Consider the following 18,289-nt stretch of genomic DNA (forward strand, 5'->3'; position numbering starts at 1 on the left):
CATCCGGATGGACTCACCGTCGTGCTGCCTCCACGGCGTACTGAGCCTGCGAGTGCCGACGAAGCACCTCGTGGACTGGCTCCATCACGTGCTGGGTGGCCACCGTCACGATGGCCCGACGCAGTTCCTTGCCCACCGCTTGGCGCCGTCTTCGGGCTGCTCGTCCCGCAATCACTCGGCATAGCGCGGCGAGCAACAGACCAAAGACCACACCACCAACTGCCATCAACAGCGGGACGGGGAGACCGACCACGCTCGGCGCAGCCACCTCAACCCCAGCGAGGCCAAGGACAACCATGGCCACCAGCCAACCCAGCCCTGCGATGGCAACAGCGGCGAGGAACCACTGAAGCACAGACACCACACTCCACCAGGCCGGACGTCGTGTCTCGAACGACGTCCTGACCACCGCCTGATCCAAGGCGTCGACCATCGAGGCATCATCGGGAGTCGCGGCCTGGGCCACCTGTTCTGCCCAGGCGGGTGGTAGTCCCCGAGCCGCACGGGCGCCCACTCGGCGGGTGGTCACTTCGACCTCCGCCTTCGCAGCGGTGGTCGCCACCGGCAGTGAGGATCGGCCAGTGGCGGCACGAGCCTGCGAGCGGCTCATCCCCTTGAGGTCGTCATCGCGCATGATGTCCTGCAGCCCCAGGCGCCGCATTGGAGCGGGGCGTAACTTGCTGCGCCACCGCACCAACGGCCAGCCGGTCGCTGTCGTGGCGTGACGGATGTAGTCCCGCTCGACGGCATCCAGCACCGCCGGCACTCCGGCCGAAGCCTCGAGTGCCTCGACCAATTCCTTGCCCGGCGCCTCCGGCAGATTCGGCTCGCTCTCACCGACATACGGCTGCAGCGCCCCACCCTGATCGCGAAGGTCACCCAGCAGTCGATGCGAGGCGGCATTGCGGGTTTGTACGACCTGGGCCAGGGCCTCGCCCAGTTCGTCGAGACCCCGGTGGGTCACCGTCGACGTCGCGAGCACCTCGATCTCGCTCAACCCATCGCGCGCAAACAACGACTGCAGGTCGGCGACACAACTCGCGACATCGGACTCGGCAAGACGATCGGTCTGGTTGAGGACGGCAACCGTCACGCCGGCATGCGAGGCCATCGTGCGCACGTAGTCATCGTGGAGGATCGCGTCGGCATACTTCTGCGGATCGGTCACCCAGACAAAGACATCGACCAGGCGCAATAGCCGGTCGGCCTCGACCCGGTGTGCCGCGACGCGGGAGTCGAAATCTGGCAGATCGAGCAACACCAGACCATCCAGCGCATCTCCTTGTGGCAATCCTGGCGCCGCCTGGTGCCGGCTGGCGACGCCGAGCCAGTCGAGCAACTCGGCGCTTGGCTCCTGGCCCCAGATCGCGGCAACCGACGCGGACGTCGTCGGACGTCGAGCGCCGATACGCGAAACAGGCTCCCCCACAAGGAAATTGAACAGGCTGGACTTTCCACTGCCGGTAGCGCCAGCGAGCGCTGCGACGGTCCGCGCGCCGGTGATCGCCGTACGCTCAGACACCTTGGTGCTGAGAGCTTTCGCCCGGCGGGCTTCCTCCTCGGGGATCGTGGAGCCTGATAGTTCCAGCACGCGAGCAATGGCCTCGGCCCGGTGCGCAAGGTCCTCTCCCGACACGGCGGGAAGACGTGCCGCGGAAGGTCGAGCATCGGAAGTCCTCATCGGGCGGCCTTCACCTCACGGATTGCGGCGGACAGTCGTTCGGTGGAGTCACCATCGACGCCCAGCCCTTGCAGGGCGGCGTCATGGCGCTCCCGCTCCGCTGCATAGATCGCATCGACCTGGTCCAGCAGGAGAACCCGAGCCTTGGTCGTGAGGGAACGCACGGCTTGATCGCCGAACACCGACTCGAGCACCCGCTGTGCGACCAGTGCCGATCCGCCAGCGACGCCGACCTCGGCTCCGGCCAGCGCGCCACCGGTGGCCGAGAACACCACGAGCATGAGCATGACCCCAATGCCATTGATCCCGAACGAGAGGAACCGCGCCGTGGCCCGTCGGCCGCCCGCTTCGCGCCGCACTAGTTCGAGCACCTCACCCTGCCAGTCGCGTACGACCCGCTGGACGCGCGCATCAAATCCGTCGGAGACCTTGGCCAGACCGGGATGCTCTTCTAGCAACGGCGCGCCGCCTGGCAGCGTGCGCCATTGCCGTGCCACCGCGAGGCTGGCTGATTCCCCCTGGGAGGCGATCAGTGCCGCAACGCCGGTATGCAGCGCCTCACCGAGGTCTTCCGCCGGCTGCCTGGCGCCCTGGCCGCGCAAGATCGCGCCGAGCTTGTCGCGCAGTCGGCCCACACCCTCGTCAAACTGTCGGAACCACTCACCGGTCCCAACGAACTCTTGCCAGCGCGCGAGCACTTCACCGCGCAGGACCGAGCCGTCGCTCACCGCCCCGTCGACCTCTCCGCGTGCTCGCCCGAATGCCTCGGCGACCGCTTCGGACAGCGCATCTCGTGCTTCGACCTGTTCGGTCGCTGCACGGTGCAAGATCTGCGCACGTCCGTCGAGTGAATGCAGTGCACCGTCCAAGGTTCGGCGGATCACGATTGCCCGCGCACGCGAGTCGGTCGCCAGCGATGAGAGCCACGACCTCAGCCGGGCCGTCTCGACGGCGGGGAGCAGACCGTCGTCAAGGGCACTCTCCAGCACGGTGAAGATCGGCGACTGTCCCAACCCCTGTTCAAGCAGCATCCGCGCGAGATCGGCGCGTACTTCTTCCATCGCCTCGTGCGGGACCCGACTGAGGACGACCGCGACCGAGGTCCCCCGATCGGTGGCTTGCTGGAGTAGTCGCCACGGCACGGCATCGGCGTAGCGACTCGCGGTGGTCACAAAGAGCCATAGGTCCGCGGCGGACAACAACTGTCGGGCCAGATCGCGGTTCGCCTCGACAACAGAGTCGATATCGGGTGCATCAAGGAGAGCCAGGCCATCGGGCAGGGCACGCGAGGACACCAGCCGCAATTGACCAGGGTCCTCTTCGGATCGCGGCGACCCGGTCAACCGGGCTAGCCCCGGTAGGACCCGCTGGGAGGTAAACCAGCGAGCGTCGTCGGGGTGGTGGATCAGGACTGATGCGCGGGTAGTCGGGCGCAGCGCACCAGCGCGCGAGACCCCTTCGCCTACGACGGAGTTGACCAGCGTGGATTTTCCGGCGCCAGTGGAACCGCCGACGACGGCTAGCAGTGGCGCATCCAAGGACGACAACCGCGGAAGAACGTAATCGTCAAGCTGATGCAAGAGTTCGGCGCGGTCAGTGCGCTGACTGGCCACGTCGGGTACGGGAAGGGGCAGCGTGGTGGCAGCCACCGCGGACCGTAGCCCTCTCACGGCCTCAACAAGGGGCGCAGGATCGGGGCCATCAGTCACTGGGCCATAGTCGCAAGCGCGCACCCTCTTGAACAACTCGACCCGCTGCATAGTGCGCACTGACCCCGATTCCTCTGCCCCCACACATGACGAAGGGCTGGGGCGCCGTTCTGCGGTCGGCGCCCCAGCCTCAACGTGCTGTCGCCCCGGCCCAATACCGCCCCCGTAGCGGTATACCCCAGGCCGGACGACGGTCGACACCCTAGGGGCGTCACCACAGGGCGGCTCAGGACCTCTGCCGGAGTCTGCTCGTTCGGAGCGCGAGCCGACCTGTGGAGTCATCATTAGGAGTACCTAACTGAGGACAGCCTAACCCAACATCTGCCGCCTGCCAACACTCGTGACGAAACAGATCTCTAGACTGCATTCTCGGCGGTACGCCGCCTCAGCCCCCGTGGCGCAATCGGATAGCGCAGCGGCCTTCTAATCCGCAGGTTGCAGGTTCGAATCCTGCCGGGGGCGCTCGCGAATTTCGCGGGATCTAGAGATGTCCGAGTACTTCGAACTTGCGATAGATGGCGCTCCCCAAAAACTCCTGGCGGCGGATCGCGATCACCGTGACGAGGTCTTGCTCCTCCCGCAGGATCCGCTCGCCGCGGATGCCCCGGCTGATCTTGGCTCGCACCATCGCTAGTTCGCTGCCGGCTTCCTGGAACTCCGCCATTCGGGCGCGGGCTGGCTTCCCACCAGAGTTATCCGCCCATTGGCGCGCGTACTTGCGCTCCGACATCGAACTGAGCATGGCCACCTCCGCGGGCGTGAGGATGCCATTGGGGACGTACGCCTGCAGCTCGCGGCCGATGATCTTCGCCTCGCGTCGACGCACCCAGATCAGGAGCGCCACGAACATGAGGAAGAGCGGTGCCTGGATCACGATGTAGGTCCACAACCAACCGTTGGCGCTGATCACCGCACCGGCATTCCATAGGGCGTGGAAGAAGACCGCAATCAGCCAGCCGAGCACGGGCGCTCCGAGCCGCACTACCCACCGCCGGCTGACCGCAGCAAGCCCCACGCCAATGCCGATCCAGATCGTGAACATCGGGTGCGCAAAAGGACTCATGACCACCCGGAGCACGAAGGTGCTCATCAGCCCGGATTCGCCGGAGGTCGCGTAATCGCTCGCCAGATAGATGATGTCTTCGACGAAGGCAAAGCCACACGCGGTCAGCCCGGCATAGACGATGCCGTCCAGAACTCCGTCAATCTCACGTCGACGGAACCACAGCAGAAGCAGCAGCCCCAAGCCCTTCAGCGACTCTTCGACCAGTGGCGCGACGAGCACGGCGACCTGGCCGTTGTCTTCCTCTCCCGCTCCCAGGAGGTAGCCGCCAAAGTCGTTGAGAAAGACCGCCCCGATGGTGGCGATGCACGCACCCCACAAGAAGGCGAAGGCGAGCATCCCTGGAGGCTCGGCCTCGAACCGGTCGACCCACAGGAAGACTGGCACCACGATGCCGATGACGACCAACGACAAGGTGATGCCGAACACTGTGGCGGTCAGGCCGGTCGTGGCCCCGATCAGCGCCAGCGTGCTCACGCCGCCCAGCCCAAAGAGCACCGTGAGCACAGTGATCAGGACAACCCGGCGCAACCGCGGAAGCCGACGCAACCGGCCCGGCGTGGGCACCGCCTGATCTGAATAGGCGTGCGCCATCGACGGCGAAGGAACATCGTGGGACATGGTGAGAACACGCTAGTCGAGCGAAGCCGCAGGACACAGATTCGGTCGGTATGCCAGAGTGAACAGTGTGAACGACACCACTACGACCGCGCCGACCGCTCGCAGCCACGCCGACCGCATCGTCTGGATCGACTGCGAAATGACTGGCCTTGATGCCCAGAATGACGCGCTCGTCGAAGTCGCTGCGCTCGTCACGGACTTCGAGCTCAATGTCCTTGGTGAGGGCATCGACATCGTCATCAAACCTCCGGACGAAGCCCTCGACCAGATGAACGACTTCGTCCGCAACATGCACATCACCAGTGGCCTGTTGGACGAGTTGGCGGGCGGGACCACCATCGAAGACGCCAAAGAGCGGGTCCTGGCCTACATCAAGGAACACGTACCGGAGGCCGGTAAAGCGCCACTCGGGGGGAGCACCGTCGGCACCGACCGGATCTTCCTTGCCCGGGACATGCCTGAACTCGAGAGCTACCTGCATTACCGCATCGTGGACGTCTCCTCGATCAAGGAGCTCTCCCGCCGGTGGTACCCCCGGGTCTACTTCAGCTCGCCCGAGAAGCACGGCGGCCACCGCGCGCTGGCAGACATTCGGGAGTCCATCGCGGAGTTGCGCTACTACCGCGAGACGGTTTTCGTGGAGCGCCCGGGTCCAACCTCCGAGGCGGCTAAAGCGGTCGCCGCCAAGCACACGATTGCCCCCGAGCCACGCGACTAACAGTGGTTCGGACCATCGCCGCGAAGGATGTACGATAGGCGGCGTTGCCTCCCGTGGGAGGCACTCGCATGGTGGGTGTAGCTCAGCTGGTAGAGCACCGCGTTGTGGTCGCGGTTGTCGCGGGTTCAAACCCCGTCACTCACCCCAAGGGCGCGAGCCCGAGTCGGCGTGTCCGGCTAGTTCGGAACATACCCAACTAGCAGGACACGCCGACTCAATCGTTGCGGCGCTTTCGGTCCTCGCGACTTTGCACATGCTGGAAGCCGAATCGCCCTTTAATGCAAAGGTTTCCGTGGCCGACGGAGTGATCGTGCGGCGAGGAGACCTTGACGATCTCGTTGTCCTGTACGTGCAGCGTGAGGTTGCAACCCACACCACAGAAGGTGCATACCGTCGTGGTCTCGGTCTGCCGCTCCTCGTCCCAGGTGCCAGCGTCGCGCATGTCGAACTCCGACTTGAACGACAGCGCACCGGTGGGGCAGACCTCGACGCAGTTGCCGCAGTAGACGCAGGCCGAATCGGGAAGCTCGACGGAGAATTCGGTTGAAATCTGGGAGTCGAATCCGCGTCCCGCCACCTGGATGGCAAAGGTGTTCTGCCACTGCTCGCCGCAGGCGTCGACGCACTTGTAGCACAGAATGCACTTGCTGTAGTCGCGCACATAGAGGTCGTTATCGACCTTGACGGGCTGCTCCATCGTGGCCGCGGTCGACCCGTCAGGCAGGTGGTGCTCCCCCGGCTCGTGCACGTCGCGGTCGAATTGTTCGCCAGCGGGTGGACCGAATCGCTCCGGATCGGCGGCATAACGCACCATCCAGTCCGCGACCCGCGGTGTGGTCGATAGGTCGACCGAGGACCCAAGCATTTCCAGCACGAGCCGGCGGCTGTGCCGCACTCGCTCAGTGTCGGTCTTGACCTCCATGCCTTCCTGCACCCGTCGGGAGCAGGACGGGACGAGCACGCGTGACCCTTCGACCTCGACCATGCAGACGCGACAAGCGTTCTTGGGCGTGAGGGTGTCGCCGTAACACAGCGTCGGGGTGTCCTCACCCGCTGCGTCGCAGGCAGCCAGGATGGTGCTGCCTTCGGGAACGCTCACCTCTCGCTCGTCGACGCTGACTGTCACGAGCCGGGTGGGCATACCCATGTGCACAGGTGCCCGGTTATCGGTGGTGGTCATGTCGACTCCTCCAGAACTCCGACTCGGTCGATCGCGGACTCCACCGCATTCCACGCTGCCTGACCCAGGCCGCAGATTGAGGAGTCTTTCATCGCCAAGCCCACATCGCGCAGCAACAAGATGTCCGATGCCGTGGCGGTCGGGTCGTCGTCCCGGCGCGTACTGATGCGCACGAGCGCCTCCTCCTGCCGGACCGTGCCGACCCGGCATGGCACGCATTGACCGCACGATTCATCTCGGAAGAAGCGAGCGATGCGCACCAGGATGCTCGGCAGGTCAACCGTGTCGTCGAAGGCCAGCACCACTCCCGAGCCGAGTGTCGTACTGCGCGACCTGGTGCCTTCGAAGGTGAGCGGGATGTCGAGCTCGTCTGGTCGGACGAATCCACCGGCAGCACCACCCAACAACACCGCCTGAAGCGAATTCCCCTGCGACACACCGCCTGCGAGCTCTAAAACCTCACCGAGGGTCACCCCGAATGGCACCTCGTAGACGCCAGGCCGCGCTACATTGCCGGACACGCAGAAGAGCTTTGGCCCCGTCGAATCCCCGGTGCCGAGCTCGGCATAGGCGGTACTGCCGATCCGCATGATCAGCGGGACATTGACCAACGTCTCGACGTTATTGACCACGGTCGGCTTCCCAAAGAGCCCCGCCTCGAACGGGAACGGGGGCTTGCTGCGCGGTTCGCCGCGATAGCCCTCGATCGAGTTGAAGATCGCGGTCTCCTCACCGCAGATGTACGCCCCAGCACCGCGCCGGATCTCAATCTCGAAGGAGTAGCCACTGCCGAGGATGTCTTCTCCGAGATAGCCATGTGCGCGCGACTGCTCAATCGCGTTGCGCAGCAACCGAAGTGAGCGTGGGTATTCACCGCGCAGATAGATATAGCCGCGCTCGGCACCGATCGCATATCCGGCGATCACCATCGCTTCGATCAGCGAGAACGGATCGCCCTCGAGGATCGCGCGATCCTTGAACGTACCCGGCTCGCTCTCGTCCGCGTTGCACACGAGATAGCGCGGCGTCGCCTCCTGAGCGGCAGTGCTTTCCCACTTCACGGCAGCCGGGAAGGCGGCACCGCCCCGTCCGAGCAGCTTGGCCGCCTTAACTTCTTCAACGACCTTCGCCGGCTGCAGTTCAAGGGCCCTACGAAGACCCGAATATCCTTCTGCGGCAACGAAATCGGTCAGGCTCTCTGGGTCAACCGCACCGACCCGCTGCAGCAAAAGCAAGCCGTCTTGTCCGGCCTGGGGAACGGCCATCGTGGCCGCGGCCTCGGAGGTCACGGCAGCAGGTCCGATCTCCAGCGCTTGCAGCACTTCGTGGGATGTGGTCGGCCCGAGGGTGCGCTCGATCGCCGGATCGCCGGCCTCCACGGCGAGCGCCGCTGGCGATCGCTCACAGATACCCAGGCATGGGCTGTGCTTCCAGCCGGCCACCGCGCTCGGAGGGCCGAGTCGCTCCTCAAGATCGGCGCATACTTGCTTCGAGCCTTTCGCCTCGCAGGCAATGTCGGTGCACACGTGGACGATTCGCCGAGGCCGTGGGTGCGTCGAGAACAACGCATAGAACGTCGCCACGCTGTAGACGTCGGCGGGCGGGATGCTCAAGCGGCGACCGACATAGTTGAGCGCACCGGGGCTGATCCAACCCACCCGGTCATTGACGGCGTGCAAAGCCTCCAGAACCAGGTCCCGCCGCGAGCGCGCACTCTGCCCACCAAAGGATCGCCGGTGGTCTTCGGCGGCACGCTCGCCGCCGTACCACCCGCTGTCCGCGACGCCAATCAGACGATCGACAGCCTCGCGTTCGTCCGCACTTGGCTCAGCATCGGTGAACTTCAGGTCCAAGGTCAGGTCTCCTGTCCGGCGGTGACCAGGTCGGTCGTCTCGACCGGTGTGTGCACCTTTTCCAGTTTGACGGCAGTGGCCTTGAACTCGGCCGTTCCCGCGATCGGGTCGTTCGCTTCGATGGTCAGGGCATTGGTGTCAACATCGTCCGGGAAGTTGCACACCATGAAGACCAGGCCGGGGCGCAGTGCCGGTTCACGGCGGGCGGGCGCCTCGACTGAGCCTCGCCGCGAGGCGATGCGGACCAGGTCTCCATCGTTGAGCCCGTAGGCCGCTAGGTCTTCGGGACACATGTCGACGGTCGTGCCGAGGCGGAGCGGGGAGTTATAGCCGCCGGACTGCACGCCCGTGTTGTAGTCACTTAGCCGGCGACCGGTTGTCAGCCTCAGCGAGAACTCCTCGTCAAGCTGATCGACCGGGAGCTCGTGCTGGACGATGCCAAACGGCGCTGGCCGGCCGCGCAAGTCCGGATCCTGCTCCCACAGTCGAGCGTGCAGGAACATGGTCTCGGGGCCGTCCTCGTCTGGGAAGGGCCATTGAATGCCGCCGCGCTTCTCCAACTGTTGATAGCTCATACCCGCGAAAGCCGGTGAAAGAGAACGCACTTCGTCCCAGATCTGCTCAGACGACCAGTCCTCCCAGCCGGAGCCCATCCTGCGGGCGATCTCCTTGATGATGGTGATGTCATCCCGGGCTCCCTCGGGTGGTTCGAGGGCCTTGCGTACCCGCTGAACGCGCCGCTCACTGTTGGTGAACGTCCCCTCGCTTTCACACCACGCCGCGGCTGCGGGCAGCACCACGTCGGCAAGTTCAGCAGTTTTGGTGAGGAAGATGTCCTGCACCACAAGGTGATCCAGATCGCCCAGTCGTTTCCGAACCGCGGCTGAGTCCGCGTCCGATTGCACGGGGTTCTCGCCCACGACGTAGAGGTGCGTGAGGTGCCCCTCGTCCATCGCCTCCATCATTTGCGACAGATGCATACCTTTGGTCGGAGGCAAACTGACGCCCCAGGTGTCCTCAAACTTCGCTCGCGCCTCGTCGTCCTCGACATCCTGGAAGCCGGGGAACTTGTTGGGGATGGCACCCATATCGCCACCACCTTGGACATTGTTCTGTCCCCGCAGCGGCACCAAGCCGGAGCCATACTTCCCGACTTGGCCGGTGAGTAGCGACAGGTTGATCAGCGCGCGGACGTTGTCCGTTCCGTTGTGATGTTCGGTGATGCCGAGCGTCCAACACAGTTGCGCGCGCTCGGCTTTCGCATAGTCATGGGCCAGCGCCTTGATGAGTTCGGCAGGCACACCGGTCTCACGCTCGGTGGCCTCCAACGTCCACGGTTCGGCCGACTCGGCAAACGCCTCAAAGCCGGTCGTCCCCCGTTCGATAAAGGTGCGATTGACCAGCCCGGCATGGATGATCTCGCGGGCGATGCCGTAAGCCAGCGCGATGTCGGTACCGACATCGAGACCGACCCACGTATCAGCCCACTCGGCCGTCTTGGATCGACGCGGGTCGACGACGTAGACCTTGGCTCCGGAGTTGATCGCCTTCAGCGCATGCTGGAAGAAGATCGGGTGCGCTTCACGGGCGTTCGACCCCCAGAAGACCAACAGATCGGCGTCTTCTGCTTCGCGGTAGGAAGTGGTGCCACCGCCAGCACCGAACACTGCCACCAGACCGGCGACACTAGGAGCGTGTCAAGTTCGATTGCAGGAGTCGATGTTGTTGGTGCCGATCACCGATCGGGTGAACTTCTGCGCCATGAAGTTCATCTCGTTGGTCGATCGTGAGCACGAGAACATCCCGAACGAATCGGGTCCATGCTCCCTGAGGTTGCGTTGGAATCCGGCGGCGGCCCGGTCGAGGGCCTCGTCCCAACTCGCCGGTCGCAGCTCGCCGTGCTCGCGGACCAATGGCTGGGTCAGTCGGGTGTAGTTGCGTGGCATGGCCTCGTCCTTCGTGCCGAGCGTCCAGGCGGGTACGCCTGCACCTCCAATTCCACCACGACACCTAGGGTGTTGGCAGCCCATCGCCAACCTCGTTCTGTGCCGACTGCGCGATGACGCGACGCAGGGCCTAGACATGCAGTTGCCCCGGACGCAACTGAGGCGTCCGGGGCAACGAGCAGGGGCATTCTTGGTGCTATCCCGCAGCGGCGGTCAGCGCGTCATCCAAGATCGAGATTCCTTCAGCAGCCTCGTCCGGCGAGATATTCACCGGCGGCACCAGGTGAACCCGGTTGAAGTTGGTCATCGGCAGCATCCCGCGCTTCTTGCACTCGGCGACGACTGCTGACACCTCCGGGCTACTGCCGCCATACGGCGCCAACGGTTCCCGAGTCTGCGAATCCCGCACCAATTCGATGGCCCAGAATGCGCCCGTGCCGCGGACCTCGCCGACCCACTCGTGCTTGTCCACGAGCGCCTTCAGGCCCGGTTCAAAGACATCGCGACCCAATGCGGCCGAGTGCTCGACGGTGCCCTCGTCTTCCATCGTCCGGATGGTGGCGACTGCGGCGCCACAAGCCAATGGGTGACCCGAGTAGGTCAACCCGCCGGGATAGGACCGCTCCCGGAAGGTCTCGTAGATCGCGTCGCTGATCGCCACGCCACCCAGTGGGACATAGCCGGAGTTCACCCCTTTGGCAAAGGTCAGGAGGTCTGGAACGACATCATCCCGATTGATGGCGAACCACTCACCGGCACGTCCGAAGCCGGCCATCACCTCATCGGCGATGAGCATGATTCCGTGCTCATCGCACAGCTCCCGGACACCCTTGAGGTAGCCGGGCGGCGGGACCATGATTCCGGCTGTTCCCGGGATGGACTCCAGCAGGATCGCCGCGATTGTGCTCGGCCCTTCCAGCGCAATGAGCTGCCGCAGGTGCGCCAGAGCGCGGCTGCACTCTTCCTCCTCGGTGGTCGAGTAGAACGCGCTGCGATACAGGAACGGCCCGAAGAAGTGGATCGTGCCAGCCGTCGCATCATCACTGGCCCAGCGCCGCGGGTCACCTGTCGCGTTGATCGCGAGGTGGGTGCCGCCGTGGTAGGAGCGGTAACGGGACAACACCTTGTGCCGTCCGGTATGCAGCCGCGCCATCCGAATCGCGTGCTCGTTCGCGTCGGCCCCACCGTTGGTGAAGAAGACGCGGTTGAGGTCACCCGGGGTGTGGTCAGTGATGAGCCGAGCAGCCTCCGAGCGGGCGGCGTTGGCATACGGCGGAGCCACCGTGCACAAGGTCGCCGCTTGCTCCTGGATTGCTTTCACCAGTCGAGGGTGCTGGTGCCCAAGGTTGGTGTAAACCAACTGCGAGGTGAAGTCGAGGAGCCGGTTGCCCTCGCCATCCCAGATATGACTGCCCTGCGCCTTGGTGATGACGATGGGGTCCAACGCACCCTGGGCAGACCAGGAATGAAAGACGTGCGCCCGGTCGAGTTCGTACGTGCGCTCGGGGCTGAGGTCAGCGAGATCCGAATCAGTCATTTTGCGGGAACCCCAATTCCAGTCCGCCGGCAGGGCGTGCTGCCGGATTGATCCACTTGGTGGTGACGGCCTTCGTCCGCGTGTAGAAGTGGACACCGTCGGGCCCGTAGGCGTGGCTGTCGCCAAAGAGGCTGTTCTTCCAGCCGCCGAAGGAGTAGTACGCCACCGGCACGGGAATCGGCACGTTGATGCCGATCATGCCCACCTGCACATCCTGCTCGAAACGGCGCGCGGCTCCGCCGTCGTTGGTGAAGATCGCGGTGCCGTTGCCGTACTGATTGGCGTTGATCAGCTCCAGCGCCTCGTCGTAGGACTGGACCCGAACGACCGACAGCACCGGGCCAAAGATCTCCTCGGTGTAGATGTCCATGTCGGGCTTCACCTGGTCGAACAGCGTGGGGCCGAGCCAGAATCCGTCCTTGCCGCCGCGAGCCTGGACGCCGCGTCCGTCAACGACGACCTTGGCGCCAGCCTCCTCACCAGAGTCGATGAAGGCAGCGACCTTGTCGCGGTGAACCTTGGTGACCAAGGGGCCCATGTCGGCTTCCTTGCCCTCACCGGTCGCGGACTCGCTGCCGTCGCCGACGACGATGTGCCCGGTGCGCTCGGCGATGCGGGCCACCAGATCATCGGCAATCGGCTCGACGGCGACCAGGACGCTGATGGCCATGCAGCGCTCGCCAGCGCTGCCGAAGCCAGCGTTAACCGCGGCGTCAGCGGCGAGGTCAAGGTCAGCGTCAGGCAGGACCACCATGTGGTTCTTGGCTCCGCCGAGTGCCTGCACGCGCTTGCCTGCGCGGGTGGCCTCCTCGTAGACGTACCGAGCGATGGGGGTGGAACCGACAAAACTGATGGCCTCGACGTCCGGGGAGGTCAGGAGCGCGTCAACGGCGGTCTTGTCGCCCTGCAGGACATTGAAGACACCGTCCGGCAGACCGGCTTCCTTCCACAACTCGGCGAGCCAGATGGCCGACGAGGGGTCCTTCTCGCTGGGCTTGAGGACGACCGTGTTTCCTGAAGCAATCGCGACGGGGAAGAACCACATCGGCACCATGGCCGGGAAGTTGAACGGGCTAATGATGCCGACGACACCAAGCGGTTCCTGACGGGAGTGGACGTCGATGCCGGTCGAGGCGTTTCCAGAGTGGCCACCCTTGAGCAGATGCGAGATGCCACAGGCGAATTCGACGACTTCCTGGCCGCGAGCGATCTCGCCCAAGGCGTCACTGTGGACCTTGCCGTGCTCGGCGGTAATCAGCGCTGCCAGTTCCTGCTTGCGCTCAGCGAGTAGTTCGCGAAAACGGAAGATGATTGACGTACGCCGCGCAAGCGAGGTGTTGCCCCACTCGGCTGCCGCTACCTTGGCCGAGGCGATGACGTGTTCGGCGTCCGCAGAACTCGCGAGCGCGACCTGGCCGCTGACCTCGCCGGACGCGGGGTTGGTGACATCGCCCCATTGCTTCGACGCGCCGTCATAGCGGGCACCGTCGACCCAGTGCGGAATGGTGCTGGACATGGGTCCTCCGTTTCGATGACTGATGTGACTAAGGATGGCGGAGGGAGCCCCTGGCCGGAAGGAGTCAATGTGTAGGCTTCAGCGCGAATCAACGTCAAAGTGTCGGAGTTGTCATGGACGAGCGTCCCGCCAGCACCTTGAGTGTGCGCGACGTGCTCGCGACGCCGGTACTGCGCGCCGCGGGGCCCGAGGTGGTGGCTGGGCACGACGGCCTCGCCGGACGCGTCCGATGGGTCCACTCTGCCGAACTTGCCGACATCGCGCCTCTGTTGCGACCCGATGATCTCCTGCTCAGCACTGGTATCGCCATGCCGGACACCCCTGCAGAACTTGCCGAGTTCGCCTCCAGCCTCGCCGATACCGGCGCCTCGGGGATCGTCATCGAACTCGGTCGGCGCTGGCAGCGCATTCCCCAGTCGCTCATCACGGCGTGCGACAACCTGGGCTTGCCGCTGGTCGCACTACGGCAAGAGGCCAGATTCGCCGCGATCATCCAGGACGTCGGCGAGCGCCTGGTCGCCTCACAGATCGCTGAGCTGCGTGAAGCGCAGCGCGTGCACGAGACGTTCACCGAGTTGAGCGTTGCCGAAGCAGGACCGAGGGACATTCTCGAAGCAGTGCAACGCCTTTCGGGCAGCACCGTTGTCTTGGAAAACGAGAACCACCAGATTCTCGACTTTCGCAGCGGCACGGACGATCCAGCAGACATGCTGCTCAACTGGGGCCCCAGTTCACGACGGTTGCAGGTACATGGCCGCACCAGTTGGGACGCCGACGGCGGATGGCTCATCAGTCGCGTCGGCCGCCGCGAACGGCGGTGGGGCCGGCTACTCATTCGCGCCACCCAACCCCCACCGGGTCGACTGTTCGCTGTCATCGAGCGCGCCGCGGCGGCACTCGCGATGGATCGCCTTCATGCCCGCCAGCAGGACAGCGTCGTGCGGCGCACTCATCACGAACTCATCGTCGGTCTTCTCTCCGACCCGCGTTCGCCAGACCTAGCCAAGCGGTGCGAGCTCGCCGAATTTCCTGTCGAGCGAAGGCAATTCGTGGGAGTCACCATCAATCCCCGACCCAATCCGGGTGAGAACATTTCGCGCACTCCTGACGTGGATGAGTTGGTCGCGGCCGCCGTCCACGCCGCCCACGAGCAGCGCACTCCTGCCTTGGTGTGTGAGGTCGACTCCGACGTGCGCCTCCTGCTCTCACTGGATGCTGGGGCGCAGGTCGCACCGATTGTCACCGCGATCACCCGCGCTCTTGAGCACCGGGGCCGCATCGTCGCCGGTGCCGGTCGTCCCGTGCCGCGGCTTACCCAAGCCGACCGCACGTTGCGGGAATCCCACCAGGTCGTCCAGGCCGTACGCGGTGACAGCGCCGGAGTCCATTGGCTGGAAGACGTCCACCTGCGCGGACTGCTGGCATTGCTCGCCGAAGACGACCGGCTCGGCTTGTTCGTCGACCGCGAGCTCGCGGCGCTTCGGGACTATGACGCCTCCCACGGCACCGATCTGGAGGCCGCCGTCCGCGCCCTGCTGGAGCACCCGACCAGCAAGGTCGCCGCCGCCGCGGCCCTCCATCTGTCCCGACCGGTCTTCTATGACCGGATCGCCAAGGCTGAGCGCGTTCTCGGAGTCGATGTGGACGACCCGCATATTCGCGCATCACTCCACGTCGCGATGCTCGCGGCTGAGCTCACTCCACCCTGAGTCCCCTGGCGTGGGTTAGGACGAGCCCTTCACATCCCGACGCTTCGGAAGCGGCACAACCTCGGGCTGTCGAGGGTTCTCGTCGTACCAGGTGTGGCGACGCTCTTCGCGACCATTCACGATGTCATCGCGCAGCGGGCTGGGCATCGGCACCTTGACGGGCTTGGGCGGCTTGGGTGGCGGCGGGTTGGCTGCCTTCTCCGCCTGCTCGGTACGGAAGGTCACCCGGCGCTTGGCACGCTCGATGTCCGCGGCATCCCGCTCTGGCGTGCGGCGCGGGGCATAACGGGCTCGGACCATCTCCCGGTGCGCCCACTCTTCCTCGATCGGCGTGGGCTCTTCCTTTGGCTCCTTGGCCGCTTGCTTCGCCGCCTCCTTGGCGCGCTTCTTCTCCCGCTCTGCTTCGACCTTGGCGGCCTTGCGCTCCTGGTCCTCAAGTCGGTCGCGGATGACCCGCTGGCGCCGCATCTCAGCCAGTTCAGCGGTCCTGCGCTCGTGGCGCTCCTGCTCGATGGTGGCGCGCATCGCAGCGGTCGTCACCGGCGCCGGTTCCTGATTCGTCACGTCATCTCCTGCGTCGTCGGCGGTCGTTTTCGCGGCTCGCTGGGCCTCAAGCGGGTCCTGCGACTCGCCCCCGTCTGCCACCTTGCGCACCGCGGCCGGGGGCTCCCGATCCAGCACGGGCATACCGCGCTCGTCCAAAGTTTCTTCGGCGTCGCGGCGCAGGACGTATGCCTCGGTGACGTTCTGGTCGAGTTTCTCCTGGGCCTTGATGATGGCCGCATCGTTGCGCAGCGGCAGCAAGATCATCGTCTCGGCCGGGAGTCCCGACTTGAGTTGGCGGGTGCGCTCAAGTTCGGCATCGAGCTCGGCACCAAACAGCATGATGAGGTTGGTCAGCCACAGCCAGAACATGAACAGCGCTGCGGTCGCGAACGGGCCGAACGTCTCCTGATATTTCGCGCCCGCGGACAGGCCGACGTAAGTAGCGAAGCCGATCGTGGCCAGGATCCACGTGACAAACGCGAACAGCGCACCCCAGGAGAAGAACATCCGCCGCGGCTTGCGCACGTTCGGCGTTGCCCAGTAGAGCAGCCCGATGATCGTGATCACCATGAACGCCATGAACGGGAGCTTCACCATGTCCCAAAGGCCCGCGGCCTCAGTGCCCAGCCCGACAGCATCGAAGATGGTCTTGGCCAAGGAACCGGACAGCACGGTTGCCACGATGATCGTCACGATCATCAGGGCCTGAATGGCGGTCACGACGTAGAGCCATGGCCGTAGCGCAAAAACGGGCCGTCCTTCCTGGACGTTGTAGATACGGTTCATCGCCCGGCTGAAGCCGCCGACATACCCGGAGGCCGACCACAAGGCCGTCACCACACCGATAACCAGGGTGAGGCCGGCGCCTTTGCTGTCCGCGAAGTTGTTGACGATAGTGCCGACCGTGGACAAGTCCTCCCTCGATTTTCCGGTCAGCTCAACAAGAATGTCCATGATTGCGTCCGGCTTGACCACCTGGCTGATCAACGCCACCACCGCCGCGAGCGCCGGGAACAACGAGAACAAGCCGTAATAGGTCAGGGTGGCCGCGGTGTCAGTGCTGCCGTCTCTGCCGAACTTCGCAATCGCTCGCTTGAACGCAACTTTCACGTCAGGCTTCGCAGTTACCTGCGGTATCTCGGTGGGTCGCTCGATGACGTCCGGGGTCTCCAAGGCATCCACGGCCATGTCTGAACTCGTTCCTTCATGACGGACAGGTCTGGGAGCCAACCTATCTGCGGACCACGATGCCGTGCGCGATCGGGTGCAACCGCCCGTGATCTTATGCGTCCATTTGTGCCCGGGTGCGAAGATGAGCCAGAGCCGCAGACAGCATGGGCTGATCCGCGCTGCCCCGTCGGATCGCAGTGAGGATGTGCCGCGCTGGCGGCGGATCACCCCCCAACGGCACCCGTTTCACCCGCGGATCCTCGGGCAGGCGCCCCAAGCGCGGCACGATCGCGACACCGAGACCCGCGCTGACCAGGGCCGCCCCGGTATCCCACTCAGCCGACTCATGCGCGATGGACGGCGTGAAACCGGCGTACGCGCAAGCCGCCAACACCAGGTGACGGTAGGGACTGCCGGGCCGATCCAGAATCCAGTCCTCACTGGATGCGTCCTGCAGTAGCACCGAATCTCGCTGGGCAAGCGGGTGATCTGCCGGAACCAGCAAGTCGATCGGGTCATCCAGCAGCGATTGTTGCTCGAATCGGCTGTCATTTCGTCGAGGCGTCGAATCGGTCGCCACGATGACGGCGAGGTCGGCCCGCTCGGCCAACAGCAAGTCAAAGCACTCCGCCGGATTCGCCTCGACGATCCGCACTGTCCCAAAGGGGAACGACTCTTGCACCGCGAGCACCGCACCCGGTAACAGTGCCGCCGCTGCCGTCGAGAATCCGCACAACGTCAGCAAACCGCCGTGCTCACGGACGTTCGCCGCAATCTCGGCCCGCAACTCCTCCCAGCGCGCATTCATCTCATCGGCGCCCTCCAGCAGGATCTGGGCCGCAACCGTCAATCGGACGTTGCGGCCGTCCGGCTCCAACAACGGAAAGCCCAGATCGCGCGACAGCGCGCGCAGTTGGTGTGAGACGGCCGACGGTGTGTATCCCCAGGCGTGCGCGGCCGCCGTCACCGTCCCCAGTTCGGACACTGTGCGGAGTACCCGGATCCGCTGATCAATCATGCAGAAACCGTACGCTTTTACA

General features: G+C 64.9%; 12 protein-coding genes and 2 tRNA genes. 4 read left to right on the top strand and 10 right to left on the bottom strand.

What is annotated here, in order from left to right; all coding sequences use genetic code 11:
* Positions 1 to 13 precede the first annotated feature (13 nt).
* Both F562_RS0108170 and F562_RS0108175 read right to left on the bottom strand, forming a co-directional pair.
* Positions 14 to 1,681: a GTPase gene (locus F562_RS0108170; RefSeq protein WP_018156462.1), complete on the bottom strand. Its 1,668-nt coding sequence runs from the start codon at positions 1,679 to 1,681 to the stop codon at positions 14 to 16.
* Positions 1,678 to 3,441: a dynamin family protein gene (locus F562_RS0108175; RefSeq protein ID WP_018156463.1), complete on the bottom strand. Its 1,764-nt coding sequence runs from the start codon at positions 3,439 to 3,441 to the stop codon at positions 1,678 to 1,680. Before F562_RS0108175 ends, F562_RS0108170 begins: the two co-directional genes overlap by 4 nt.
* Positions 3,442 to 3,778: 337 nt before the next feature.
* Here F562_RS0108175 and F562_RS0108180 point away from each other — a divergent pair.
* Positions 3,779 to 3,852, top strand: a tRNA-Arg gene (locus F562_RS0108180).
* Between the two features lie 19 nt (positions 3,853 to 3,871).
* On the opposite strand, the gene F562_RS18520 is transcribed toward F562_RS0108180, so the two are convergent.
* Positions 3,872 to 5,074 (bottom strand): PrsW family intramembrane metalloprotease, encoded by a 1,203-nt coding sequence (locus tag F562_RS18520; protein ID WP_083915499.1) that lies wholly within the window; start codon positions 5,072 to 5,074, stop codon positions 3,872 to 3,874.
* A gap of 67 nt (positions 5,075 to 5,141) precedes the next feature.
* Between F562_RS18520 and orn the strand changes: the two genes are divergently transcribed.
* Entirely contained in the window at positions 5,142 to 5,792 is a 651-nt protein-coding gene (orn, locus tag F562_RS0108190) for an oligoribonuclease (protein ID WP_018156465.1), read from the top strand.
* Between the two features lie 71 nt (positions 5,793 to 5,863).
* A tRNA-His gene (locus F562_RS0108195) sits at positions 5,864 to 5,939 on the top strand.
* Between the two features lie 67 nt (positions 5,940 to 6,006).
* On the opposite strand, the gene F562_RS0108200 is transcribed toward F562_RS0108195, so the two are convergent.
* Genes F562_RS0108200 through F562_RS0108225 form a run of 5 tightly spaced genes read right to left on the bottom strand, consistent with a single transcriptional unit; the run spans position 6,007 to position 13,824 of the window.
* Positions 6,007 to 6,972, bottom strand: coding sequence for a 2Fe-2S iron-sulfur cluster-binding protein (locus F562_RS0108200; protein ID WP_018156466.1), 966 nt, complete (start codon positions 6,970 to 6,972; stop codon positions 6,007 to 6,009).
* A complete protein-coding gene (locus F562_RS0108205) occupies positions 6,969 to 8,825 on the bottom strand; it encodes an NAD(P)H-dependent oxidoreductase subunit E (RefSeq protein WP_018156467.1) in 1,857 nt (618 codons plus the stop codon). Before F562_RS0108205 ends, F562_RS0108200 begins: the two co-directional genes overlap by 4 nt.
* A 2-nt stretch (positions 8,826 to 8,827) precedes the next feature.
* Entirely contained in the window at positions 8,828 to 10,909 is a 2,082-nt protein-coding gene (locus F562_RS0108210) for a molybdopterin oxidoreductase family protein (RefSeq protein WP_483782826.1), read from the bottom strand.
* A 58-nt stretch (positions 10,910 to 10,967) separates the two neighbouring features.
* Positions 10,968 to 12,308 carry an aspartate aminotransferase family protein gene (locus F562_RS0108220; protein WP_018156470.1) on the bottom strand — a complete coding sequence of 447 codons (1,341 nt, stop codon included), beginning with the start codon at positions 12,306 to 12,308 and terminating at the stop codon, positions 10,968 to 10,970.
* On the bottom strand, positions 12,301 to 13,824 hold the full coding sequence (locus F562_RS0108225; RefSeq protein ID WP_018156471.1) for a CoA-acylating methylmalonate-semialdehyde dehydrogenase: 1,524 nt from the start codon (positions 13,822 to 13,824) through the stop codon (positions 12,301 to 12,303). Before F562_RS0108225 ends, F562_RS0108220 begins: the two co-directional genes overlap by 8 nt.
* A 113-nt stretch (positions 13,825 to 13,937) precedes the next feature.
* Here F562_RS0108225 and F562_RS0108230 point away from each other — a divergent pair, with 113 nt between their 5' ends.
* The gene (locus F562_RS0108230) at positions 13,938 to 15,533 is read left to right on the top strand and encodes a PucR family transcriptional regulator (protein ID WP_018156472.1); all 1,596 of its coding nucleotides are present in this window, start codon (positions 13,938 to 13,940) and stop codon (positions 15,531 to 15,533) included.
* A gap of 15 nt (positions 15,534 to 15,548) precedes the next feature.
* Here the strand turns inward: F562_RS0108230 and F562_RS20135 are convergent, their stop codons facing one another.
* Together F562_RS20135 and F562_RS0108240 are read right to left on the bottom strand one after the other, a co-directional pair.
* On the bottom strand, positions 15,549 to 17,267 hold the full coding sequence (locus F562_RS20135; RefSeq protein ID WP_018156473.1) for a YihY/virulence factor BrkB family protein: 1,719 nt from the start codon (positions 17,265 to 17,267) through the stop codon (positions 15,549 to 15,551).
* Positions 17,268 to 17,361: 94 nt separating this feature from the next.
* Positions 17,362 to 18,267 carry a LysR family transcriptional regulator gene (locus tag F562_RS0108240; RefSeq protein ID WP_018156474.1) on the bottom strand — a complete coding sequence of 302 codons (906 nt, stop codon included), beginning with the start codon at positions 18,265 to 18,267 and terminating at the stop codon, positions 17,362 to 17,364.
* Positions 18,268 to 18,289: the final 22 nt, after the last annotated feature.

Origin of the sequence: Demetria terragena DSM 11295 (assembly GCF_000376825.1) — a bacterium.
GTDB classification, from domain to species: domain Bacteria; phylum Actinomycetota; class Actinomycetes; order Actinomycetales; family Dermatophilaceae; genus Demetria; species Demetria terragena.